This window comes from Actibacterium sp. D185-2 (assembly GCF_054954595.1).
In genome coordinates, this window is the sequence record NZ_JBPWNX010000048.1 from 1 (window position 1) to 3,756 (window position 3,756).

2 protein-coding genes are annotated in these 3,756 nt (G+C 59.9%); one reads left to right on the forward strand and one right to left on the reverse strand.

Annotated elements, in window-relative coordinates; all coding sequences use genetic code 11:
- Nucleotides 1–36 precede the first annotated feature (36 nt).
- A complete protein-coding gene (locus ACSR1C_RS20405; protein WP_054540571.1) occupies nucleotides 37–2,988 on the reverse strand; it encodes a Tn3 family transposase in 2,952 nt (983 codons plus the stop codon).
- 140 nt (nucleotides 2,989–3,128) lie between these two features.
- On the opposite strand from ACSR1C_RS20405, the gene ACSR1C_RS20410 reads away from it, so the two are divergent.
- The gene (locus ACSR1C_RS20410) at nucleotides 3,129–3,695 is read left to right on the forward strand and encodes a recombinase family protein (protein ID WP_054540570.1); all 567 of its coding nucleotides are present in this window, start codon (nucleotides 3,129–3,131) and stop codon (nucleotides 3,693–3,695) included.
- The last annotated feature ends 61 nt before the right edge of the window (nucleotides 3,696–3,756 follow it).

Sequence of the window (3,756 nt, forward strand, 5' to 3'; positions counted from 1 at the left end):
AGAACCACGCTAAGGGGGAACTTTCAGAGAACATCTTCACGTTTCCCAGTCTCTGGCTGGTCTGATGTTCAGCGGCCGCGCAATTTTGCGGTCAGCGGTCCCAGAATGCCAATCGAAGTCGCCGGATAGGATGACGTGCTCCCACCCGAGCGGCGAGGTATGCGGAAGCAGCTTGGCGTCGTAGAGCGGGCTGGCCTGTGCGAGGTGGCTGGCCGCTTTGTCCATGTAGATCGTGTTCCAGAACGTGATGGCGGCGATGACGAGGTTGAGCGCCATGGCCCGTTTCTGTTGAGCCGCGTCAGAACGATCATGAATGCGCCCTTGTGAGTGGGCAAAGACGGCCCTGGCCAGCGAGTGCCGCGCTTCGCCCTTGTTGAGGCCTGCGTGGCATTCCATGCGCAGATCGGCGTTCTCGATCCAGTCAAGCATGAAGAGTGTGCGTTCGATCCGACCGATTTCACCGAGGGCAAGATACAGCCTGTTTTGCTGGCGGTACGCCCCAAGCTTTCGCAGGATTTCAGACGGTTTCAGAGACTTGTCGCGGATGCTGGCCGCGAGTCGCATGACGTCGCCCCAATGCTGCCGGGTCACCTCTTCATTGATAGGCTTCCCGATCAGAGGCGACAGGGTAGGCCACGCCTTCGCGCCACCGAAGCACGCCAACCGCCGGTCGGGAAAGTCGCGCAAGCGCGGGGCAAACGTCATCCCCAACAGATGGAACAGGGCAAAGACGTGGTCCGACACGCCGCCGGTATCTGTGTAGTGAACGAGGGGGTCAAAACTGGCCGGATTGCCCAGAAGACCGTCGAGCACAAAGGGCGCTTCGCCCGCCGTCGCGCCGATAACGCTGGAATGGAACGATCCGTACTGGCCCGACAGGAAAGAGTAGATTTTCAGGCCGGGGTCAGGCCCGTACTTGGCATTGATGAGTCCGCTGCCACGATTGGCAGAGAAGAACTGGCCATCTGATGAGCTGTGCTCAGCCGCGCCCCAGTGTCGCGCGAAGGGCAGACCATGATGGGCATCGACAATGCGGCCCAAGGCATCCGCGAATGTCTCGGGCCGAAGGTACCATGTCTGCGCCCAGGTCAGTTGCGCATGGCTGACACGCGATGAGGCGTGGGCCATCCGCTCCAAGCCGAGATTGGTGGCTCCAGCCAAGATCGTGGCCAGAACTGCAGCGGGTTCATCGTGCTGCTTGCCAGACCGCAGGTCAGTGAAGGCATCAAGGAACCCGGTCTGCGCATTCACCTCCCAAAGCAGCTCTGTGATGCGGATACGCGGCATCACGGCGTCGATGGCCCGTTCCAAACGCACCGCAGCAGGAGGTGTCACCGCATCATGTGGTGTGATTTTCAGCCGCCCACGCTCGATACGGACGCCGATAAGAGCATTGCGTTTCAAGGCGCGGTCCACTTGGTCAAGACGTTTCGCCAACATGCTCCGGCGATCAGCCAGCCACGCGTCCGGATCGGTCTCGAAACCTGCATCCCGCATGACAGTTTCAGCCGTGTCCCGGGGCATCAGGTAGCTGTCGAACCGGCGATACTCACGACTGCCGTCGACCCAGACATCCCCGGCTCGCAGGCGGTCTCGTAAGGTGGACACAATAGCGGTTTCATACACGCGCCGTTGTGGCTGACCGCCTTGGACGATCAGCGACGGCCAATGCTTGGCGGCAAACGGCATGGGCAGATCATCGGGCAACTTGCGTTTGCCGGTGCGGTTCTGATCCCGCAGCAAGGCGATGGCGTCCTTGAGATCATCCCCCGCATCGGTCGCATTGAATTGGAAGGCCTCCAGAAAGGCAGGGGCGAACTTGCGCATATACGCATAGCGCTCGGCCGCCAGAGAAAGCGGGTCACTGGTTGCCAGCTCTCCGAAGCTGGCAATTTCGTCACGCTTGCCCAGGAGCGTATCCCATCCGACATCCGCATCCAGCGCAGCAAAGGGGTCTTGCCCCAGGTCTTGTGCGCGGGCCATGGCATCAATGGATGCGCCGAAGAGCTGCATCAGCTTGCCAACCCGAGTCTTCCCCATACGCCAAACCTCCTCCTGATGGTTGCGGGATCTTGAGAAGAGCTGGCCGGTCAGTCGCTCGAACATGGCGATGGTCGCATCGGTGATCGTGACGGATAAATCCGCCATCTGCGCCGCGAGTGTTGCGATCCGCCGCCGCTCGCCAAAGTCGTTCAGCAAGCTCACGGGCGCTACAGCACCCTCGCGCGCGAACTTGAGCAGCCGGTCCGGGTGCAGACCCTGGCCAAGATCTGGCGGCAGATTCAATGATCGCAGATATTTCAAACGGTCCAGAAGCGCGGCCATGCTGGCCGGGCTGGTCGAGTGCGGAAAGCCGCGCAACCACGTGAGCCGCGTTTGCCCTACGGACGGGTCATTCACCAAGAGCGCCTGCAAATGGTCACGCTGCTCCAGTGAGAGGGCATCAAACAGCGCCGCGGCAGCCTCCCTTCGCGCGCGCGCCCGGCCCTTCAAGGCGAGGCGCTCAAGCGTGTCCACGCTCGGCAGCGCCAAACGGTGCTTGCGCAGGTCCGCAATCAGCGTCTCGACAATCTTCACGCCATGATCCGTCGCAAAGGCCGCCCTCGTGGCGATATCCTCCGCCTGCTGCACATGTTCAGATCCGAAAGGGGACAGACCCAAATGGCGCATCGCGAGGGCATGGTGTTCATGCCGCGTATTTCGCCTGACGGCATATTCACCGAGAGAACAAGCATCGATCTGAAGTTGCTCTGCAAGCCAGGCGATCAGTTCATCTGGCGGCATGATGCCTTCGCTCCACCCCAAACCAGGGTAGCGCAGCAGACAAATATGCACCGCAAAGCCAAGGTGGTTTTCGGCGCGGCGGCGAGTACGGATCAGATCAATGTCATCTCCGCTCAGCAGATAGTGACGGATCAAGGCTTCAGAATCTGTCGGCACCCCGAAGAGGTCCGCATACGCGCGGGAGGAAAGAAGTCTACGGGCCATAAGGCGTCCTCAAAACGTTGTTGCAAGTTTGAAGACGCCCAATATTATAGAGACTGTTAAAAAGACAGATATCCTGCACAAATCCGGGATTAGGGTAACCACCTGCGATCAGGGCCTAAAACGGCCATTTTGGAGACACCATGCCACGCACTGGCGACATCCTCGGATACGCAAGGGTCTCGACCGTCGACCAAGATTTGTCCGGACAGAAAGATCGGCTGCTACAACACGGCGCTATTCGCGTGTTCGAAGACGTGATCTCCGGCAAAACGTTCAACCGGCCCGGTTTGACAGCCTTGCTTGATCAGGCCAGACCCAACGACACCCTCGCCGTCATTCGCCTCGATCGGTTGGGGCGCTCGCTCAAGGAACTCTTGGAAACCGTCGACGGCCTCAAAGCCAGAGAGATCAATCTGATCAGCCTCGAGGAGCGGATCGATACGACTTCCGCCGCCGGAGAGCTCGTGTTCCATGTCTTCGGGGCCATTGCGCATTTCGAGCGCCGCCTGATCTCTGAGCGCACCAAAGACGGCCTGATCAACGCTCGAAAGCATGGCCGCATCCCTGGGCGCCCGCCATTGCAACCCGAGACAATCTCAGCCCTCCAAGATCTCGTCGGCGCAGGTAAATCCGTCGCTCAAGCCGCAAAACACCTCGGCATAGGCAGATCAACAGCTTACAAGGCGATCAGAAATGCCACGCTGTAAGCCATGTTCAGGCTTCGTTCTTCCTTAGCGTGGTTCTACGAAGAAACCTTCCGATGGGGCC